Annotated in this window: 7 protein-coding genes; 4 read left to right on the top strand and 3 right to left on the bottom strand. The window is 59.8% G+C overall.

The window, feature by feature from the left end:
* Together JQN68_RS14110 and serA are read left to right on the top strand one after the other, a co-directional pair.
* Positions 1 to 268, top strand: a 268-nt coding sequence (locus JQN68_RS14110) for a hypothetical protein (protein ID WP_225073612.1), incomplete at its 5' end; no start/stop codon positions are given.
* A 158-nt stretch (positions 269 to 426) separates the two neighbouring features.
* Positions 427 to 2,034, top strand: coding sequence for a phosphoglycerate dehydrogenase (gene serA, locus JQN68_RS14105; RefSeq protein WP_225073613.1), 1,608 nt, complete (start codon positions 427 to 429; stop codon positions 2,032 to 2,034).
* A gap of 92 nt (positions 2,035 to 2,126) precedes the next feature.
* On the opposite strand, the gene JQN68_RS14100 is transcribed toward serA, so the two are convergent.
* Genes JQN68_RS14100 through JQN68_RS14090 form a run of 3 tightly spaced genes read right to left on the bottom strand, consistent with a single transcriptional unit; the run spans position 2,127 to position 4,858 of the window.
* Positions 2,127 to 2,960, bottom strand: coding sequence for a 1,4-dihydroxy-6-naphtoate synthase (locus JQN68_RS14100; RefSeq protein WP_225073614.1), 834 nt, complete (start codon positions 2,958 to 2,960; stop codon positions 2,127 to 2,129).
* Positions 2,960 to 3,706, bottom strand: coding sequence for a futalosine hydrolase (mqnB, locus tag JQN68_RS14095; protein WP_225073615.1), 747 nt, complete (start codon positions 3,704 to 3,706; stop codon positions 2,960 to 2,962). Before mqnB ends, JQN68_RS14100 begins: the two co-directional genes overlap by 1 nt.
* 51 nt (positions 3,707 to 3,757) lie before the next feature.
* Positions 3,758 to 4,858 carry a hypothetical protein gene (locus JQN68_RS14090; protein WP_225073616.1) on the bottom strand — a complete coding sequence of 367 codons (1,101 nt, stop codon included), beginning with the start codon at positions 4,856 to 4,858 and terminating at the stop codon, positions 3,758 to 3,760.
* Between the two features lie 241 nt (positions 4,859 to 5,099).
* Here JQN68_RS14090 and JQN68_RS14085 point away from each other — a divergent pair, with 241 nt between their 5' ends.
* Both JQN68_RS14085 and JQN68_RS14080 read left to right on the top strand, forming a co-directional pair.
* The gene (locus tag JQN68_RS14085; RefSeq protein ID WP_225073617.1) at positions 5,100 to 5,675 is read left to right on the top strand and encodes a TlpA family protein disulfide reductase; all 576 of its coding nucleotides are present in this window, start codon (positions 5,100 to 5,102) and stop codon (positions 5,673 to 5,675) included.
* A gap of 271 nt (positions 5,676 to 5,946) precedes the next feature.
* On the top strand, positions 5,947 to 7,035 hold the full coding sequence (locus JQN68_RS14080; protein ID WP_225073618.1) for a porin: 1,089 nt from the start codon (positions 5,947 to 5,949) through the stop codon (positions 7,033 to 7,035).
* The last annotated feature ends 1 nt before the right edge of the window (position 7,036 follow it).

The following is a 7,036-nucleotide window of genomic DNA, read 5'->3' as shown; positions in this document are numbered from 1 at the left end:
TTCCATGTTTTTCATCCCTCTTTCGCAACCGGAAAGCGTCGCCCTGGTGATCCATGCGCTGCGAATCGCCGGCGGCCAGGCCGACTGCTCCACCTGTCCGGTAAAGCGGGTCTGCATGCAGCAGTGCCTGACCATTGCCAACTCCCTCGACCGGATGATTGAAGAAGGCACTTTGCCGGGGCTGAGCGCACCGGAAATCGACGATCAGGGTGAAGACAACCCGGCTGCGCCCGCCCCCGGGCGCAGCCACCTTAAAATCATCAAATAGCCTCCGCAGACGCACCGGGACAGTATCAGCTTCGACCTTTTGGCGTTGAAATAGCAGCGGATTTTTCATATACTTGGCCGCTTACCCGGTCGCCGGGCTCCCAAAGAACTCTGCTTATCGCCCTTTTTACATAGTCCATTCATAGTCAAGGATGCACCATGAAGGTTTTGGTTACCGATGAAATCTCGCCGGAGGGTATTCAACCCCTCGAAGATGATCCCCGCATCAGCCTGGATGTCCGGGTTGGCCTCACCGAAGCGGAACTGCACGCTATCGTTGGCGAGTACGATGCCATCGTCACCCGCAGCGGCACCAAGGTCGATGTCCCCCTGCTGGAGCACGGCCACCGATTGAAGATCGTGGCCCGGGCCGGGGTAGGTATCGACAATGTCGATGTGGATGCCGCCAGCAGCCGCGGTATCATCGTGGTCAATGCGCCCTACGGCAACGTCAATTCCGCGGCCGAACATACCATGGCCCTGATGTTGACCCTGTGCCGCAACATCCCCACGGCCAATGCGTCCCTCAAGGCGGACGAATGGCGCCGGGCCCCCTTCACCGGCCATGAACTCAAGGACCGCACCCTCGGCATCATCGGCCTCGGCAAGGTAGGCGGGCGCGTCGCCCTGCGGGCCAAAGCTTTCGAGATGGAAGTCATTGCCTGCGACCCCTATATCGCCCCCAAGCGCGCCGAGGATCTCGGCGTCCGCCTGGTTTCCCTGGAAGACATCGTCCGTTATGCCGACATCATCACCCTGCATACGCCGCGCACCGAGGAAACCATCGATCTCATCGGTCCGGACCAGTTCCGGGCCATGAAGGACGGAGTCATTCTGGTGAATTGCGCCCGGGGCGGCATCGTCAACGAACCGGCCATGCTCGAGGCCCTGGAAAGCGGTAAAGTGGAACGGGCGGCTTTCGACGTGTTCAGCGAAGAACCACCGCATTCCGAAGGGGTGCTCAAGCTGGTACACCACCCGCGCCTCATCGTCACCCCCCATCTCGGCGCCAACACCTTCGAAGCGCAGAAAAACGTCGCTCATGACGTGAGTCTCGAGATCATCCGCTACCTGGACGGCCAGCCCATGGAAAACGCCGTCAATATTCCCAAATTCGATCCCGATCTTATGAAGCACATGCGGCCGTTCATGGCCCTGATCAGCCAGATGGGGGAATTCATCGTTCAACTGGCCCCGGCCAATCCGGACAAGGTCACTTTCGCCTTCCAGGGCAAACTGGCGCGCTACGACTGCTCGCCCCTGACCGTATGCGGCCTGGCAGCACTGCTCAACCGGCAGACGGAGCAGGATGTCAATATGGTCAACTCCCGCCTGGTGGCCGAACAGATGGGCATCGCCGTGGAGGAATCCCGTTCCACCGAGCTGGAATCCTTTTCCAACCAGATTACCATCACCCTGAACACCCCGGCGGGCCGCCGTACTGTGGCGGGAACCCTCTTCGAGGGCATCCCCAAAATCGTCAAAATGCGCGATTACATGACGGATTTTCAGGTAGAAGAACATATGCTGGTGCTCAGCTACGAGGACCGGCCAGGCCTTCTGGGCCGCATCGGCACCATTCTCGGCGAAGCGGGCATCAATATCGGTGCCCTGCAACTCGGCCGGCGGGCCAAGGCCGGCGAGGCCATGGCGGTGCTGTCCGTCGACAGCATGTTGCCGAATGCGACCATCGACAGTTTGGCCAAAGCGGTCGACGCCCATTTCATCAAAGCCATCCATATGCCCAACTGCCGCATCTGCAGCTGAGAGGGCTCCATACCCGAACCAAAAAGCAGCGGCCGTTCCCCGAACGTGCCGCTGCTTTTTTGTATGGCGCAAGATGCCGGCTGTATTCGGCTTTAATCCAAAAATACCGGTTGGCAACAATCCGGCAGTTCTCCGAGTTCCCCCGCCTGCTCCAGCAACGTCAGAATCGCTGCTTTTCCCATGGCGTCCAATCCCCACGTGTCCCGGTTGACAAACAGACGGATATGACTCTTGATGGCCTCGGCGTCCTGTTCCCGGGCCTGCTCTCGCACATAGGGCAGCACCCTCTCCGGCTCTGCCAGGGCCAAATCCAGGCTGGCCCGGATGGCCGCCGCAATAGCTTCCAGGGTTTTCCGGCCCAAGGCCCGACGTGCCACAATGCCGCCCAAGGGCAGGGGCAGACCGGTCCGTTCCAGCCACCAGGCGCCCAGGTCGAGTTGGGGCAGCAAACCGTATCGGCTGCAGGCAAAGCGGCTTTCATGGATGACGACCCCGGCCTCGATACGACCCTCCTTGACGGCGGCAGGAATCCGGTCGAAGGGCATGACGAGCAACTGCTCGGCGCGCAGACCGTGCAGGCGCAGCAGCAGGGCGGCGGTCGTCAGCAGACCCGGCACCGCCACCCGGACCCGTTGCAGATCCGCAGCGGCCAGGGGCACCCGGGAGACCAGTAACGGCCCCTGACCGTGGCCGAGGGCCGCGCCACAGGTCAGCAGCACATATTTTTCCCGTACTTGGCCATAGGCGGCCAGGGACAGTTTGCTGATATCCAGGGATTCCGCCACGACCAGCCGGTTGAGGGTTTCCACATCGGCGATGAGCGGCGGTCGATGCAGGTTGGGCAGAGCAATCCAACCGGCGGCCAGGGCAGCGAAAATGAAGGTATCGTTGGGGCAGGAGGAAAAGCCCAGGTGCAGCAACGGCATCAGGCCCGCCGTGGCGGACTCGACCAGCCCTGCAGCAGAGCACGGACGGCCTGTTGGGCGTTGCGGGATGCGGCGGGCAGATCCCAGGTGGCGAGATCGCGGTTTTCGACCCGGTTGGCAATGCCGCGAATTTCCAGGAACGGCACGCCGTACTCACGGCAGATCTGAGCGATGGCGGCGCCCTCCATATTCTCTGCAACGCCCCCGGTGCGCCGGGCGATGTCGCGACCGGCGGCCAGGGTGCCGGAACAGGTCGAAACCGTCACCAGCGGGCCCATCAGCAGCTTGCAGCCGGCGTCCCGGGCGCTCTGCTCGATAAACGGTCGGGCGCTGGCCAGCAGATCGGTCGGAATGGGAAAACGGCAGGGCAGGGTGGCGCCGTTTTCCTGGAGCAGGGGAAAACCCAGGCTGGCAAAATCTCGAAATCCGTCACCCGTAATGACTCCTTCATCGGCATACAGCTCCTCCGAAGCCAGCACCAGGTCGCCAATCGCCAGGGAACTGTCGGGATAGGCGCCGGCACAACCGATGGCGATGAGCAGGGACGGCAGGTTCTGTTCCAGCAACAGGGTTGCGGTGGCCGCGGCATTGGCCTTGCCCACGCCGCAGTGCATAAGCGCAATGCGCCGGCCGAAAAGGTTGCCCCAATACAGATCGCGGCGGCCGCAACGGCGCACTTCACAGGGGAACAGCCACTGCCGCAACAGGCGGGATTCGTCGGCAACAGCAGCGATGATGGCGATCATGGCCCGGCTCCAAAGGGGGATTGAACCTGCCAGGGCAGGGGTGTCGCCGAATCAGGGCTGGAACCAGCCCCGGCGGATGAGATCCCGGCGCAGATCCACGCCCTGGTTGCGCACCATGCCGCGATACCAGAAACGATCCCCGTGGGACGCAAGGTCTTCAGGAACATCGAAACGCTTGCGGCTTTCCACCAGGTTACGACGCAGGCAGCCATCCGCCTCGCCAACCACCTCGGTGAGCTTGCGCGCCAGCAACTCCGGAACCTCCTCGATGACATGCTGAATGAGATCGCGCAGGCGCAGACCATCCTGGTAGTCTTCGAGGGATCCTTCAAAACCATGGTCACACTCATGGACGAAGTCGTTCCAACTCAACAACAGATCGCCAAAGTCCTCATCGGCATAAAAAGCGTAGTCCGGATGCCGGGCCAAGCACTCGGCAATCTGCCCTTGTTCGCGGGGAGAGAGGAAAAAGGAAAAATCGTCCTCGACGGGATACATCTCCAGCTGATCGAGGAGTTCCTGACAGAAGCAGATATAATCCAGTTCCGCCTCCGGCAGCAGAGCCAGGTCGGCGGGGAGCAGATTGCGGCGGTAGCAGAGCAGGGAAAGATGGTCGTGGCCGAAATCGGACGTAAACTGCTGCCGGGCATTGTAGGGGATCTCATGCTTGCCGAGCAGATCCATGATGCGGATATGGTTACCGGTAAAGCAGGTCAGGATCTTTTCCTCGGAATAGAAAAGCTCCATGCCGACCTGGTTGTTGGCCAGCCCGAAACCGACAAAGCCGTCGTGGATCAAGCGTTGGAAGTAAGGGCCCACCAGCGAAAGCAATTCATCTGTCGGCAGATAGGGCGAATAATATAAAACCGGACCGGCGTTCTCGGCCTGTTGGTCCGGCTCTTCTTCATCACGGTAAAACTCCAGGATGAAAAAGCTTTCCTCGGGCAAAAGGGCGGCAAAGGATCGGAAAATATCCTCCACCTTGCCGGCTTTGGCCATGGCCGTAAAACGGTAGGAATCGGAGGAGTTTTCCAGCAGGCTGAAATTGTAGCCTTCCCGCAACTGGTTGCGGCGCCGCAATTCGCTGCGCCAGGGAGAGATGCCGATGGGGAAATCGAAAAACCGGTCCGACAAGGGTTGGATCCTTCGCATGGCGTGACATCCGGGAGGGCGTTGGCAACAGCCGGCCGCGGTCAGACCGGAGCCGGCTCGGAAGAAATGCAAATCGCCTTAAAATTAATGGATTACGCGAAAAAAGTCAATAACCCCCCAAGCGCTCCCTTGATATGGGCCATTTGTTGATACCCGCGGGGATTTTTGCTTGACTTCGCCGGCGGAATCGCCAAATATGACGCTGTTTTACTCTTTTATGCAATGTGGGAGAAGGAGACATATGCAGCGCATCGCTCTTATCGTCCTGGCGGGATGGTTGCTGTTTTGCGCCTGGGTGGCCCCGGCCGCGGCTTTTTTGTCGCCAGGCGACCCGGCCCCCGATTTCCAATTGGCGGATCTGAACGGCCGGCAAGTCCGACTGTCCGATTTCGCCGGCCGCAATATCCTCCTCGTCTTCGGCACCAGTTGGTGTCCGGCATGCAAATCCCAAATCGGCACCATTCTCAAAGCCGGCCCCCTGCTGCAGGAAAAAGGGGTCACGGTCCTCGAAGTTTATATCAAGGACGATCCGAACCAGATCACGAAGTACCTTGCGGACAAGCAATTTCCCGTGCCCTTTCATGCCTTGCTGGATGACGGCAGGGCACAAAGGGGCTATCGAATCCAGGCCATCCCGCGCGTGGTCATCATCGATCGCGACTTCAATATTGCCCATGACGGCATGAAGTTGTCAGGCAAAGCCCTTGCTGCAAGGATTTCCCAACTGCAGGCCGCGCCGGCCAACACTGATGGCTCGGCCAACACGATACAGGGGCCGCCACGCCCCGGCCAGGCTCGCCGGCAACCCGTCCAATGACGTTTTTCCACAATGAAACACATCCACCGGGCAGACTGCCTGTCTGGTGAATTTCATATTGTAAGGAGGTGACATTTTGCTACGGCAGCATCCTGCCGGGCCGCGTTTCGTCGGGTTACGCAGGCGCATGGGATGGCAGGTGTTGCAACGGGCCGCCAAGGCCTTTTCCGCGCGCCGCTGATTTCGGGTCGGGTCCGAACTCCAACGGCAATTCTTCATCCGGTTCCTTGTGAACCAAAATCTTTTAATTTTATCGTTAGGTGGAGGCAACATGCGTAAATTAGTGAGCAGCATCGCGATGCTGGCCGTCGTGCTGGGCGCCGCAACGTCGGCCCTGGCCTGGAGCCCCAAACTGGCTGTAAATGATGATGTCTGGATGCAGGTCGGCTTCCTTGGCCAGGTACAATTCGAAGCCGTCGAAGACGGCAGTGGCAACAACGATGAGTGGAGCAATGATTTCTTCGCCCGTCGTGCACGCATTATGGCCACCGGTTCGGTACACAAGAACGTCAAGTTTTTCTTCGATACCGACGTCCCCAACGCTGGCAAGAGAAATACCAGCAGCGACCTCGTCTGGAACACCGGGTTCATCGATGTTCAGATCATGCCCCAACTCAACATCTCCATCGGCCGGATCCTGGTTCCCTTCTCCGTGGAGAACAGAGCTTCCGCGGCCCAAACCCTGGGCATTGACTACAACCTCCGGCCGACCAAAGTGCCTTCCCTCGCCGACAGCCGGGCTGCTTGGCGGGATGACGGCATCGAAGTGCGCGGTCTGTTGTTCGAAGGTCTGATCGACTACCGCGTCGGCCTGTTCCGCGGCGAACGCGATTCGGTTACCAATGGGGATGACAACCTGCGCACCACCGGCATGATCATGGTCAACTTCGCCGATGCCCAGCCCGGCTGGTTCTACAATATGAACAGCCTCGGCGCCCTGAAAGTGCTCTCCTTGAGCGCCGGCTACGATTACATCAGCCTCGGAGGCGCTGGAGTAGAAGACCACAAAGCCTGGAACCTCGGCGCCCATATCGACCAGCCTCTGGGGAATGGCCGCATTGTGGGTTCGGCCACTTTTTACGACTGGGATGGCCCCTACTACTCTGGTCAGACCGCTTCGGTGCAAGCCGGCTATCTGCTGCCCTGCCCCTTCCGGGAAGGCTCTCACATCCAGCCGGTCCTGCGCTGGCAGCACCAGGATCCGGATAACGGCACTGAGCTCAATACCTTCAACATCGGGCTGAACTACTTCCTGAAGGGCCACAACATCAACTTCAAGGTCGATTACGCCATCAACGACCAAATTATCAATGGCGACAAAGTCGACGCCTTCCGTTTCCAGACCCAGCTGCTTTTCTAAG

It is taken from the genome of Desulfuromonas sp. CSMB_57 (assembly GCF_020194955.2).
Taxonomy (GTDB): Bacteria; Desulfobacterota; Desulfuromonadia; order Desulfuromonadales; family Syntrophotaleaceae; genus JAFCIY02.
Note: the sequence above shows the minus strand (reverse complement) of the source record. Positions and strands in the feature narration are given on the sequence as shown.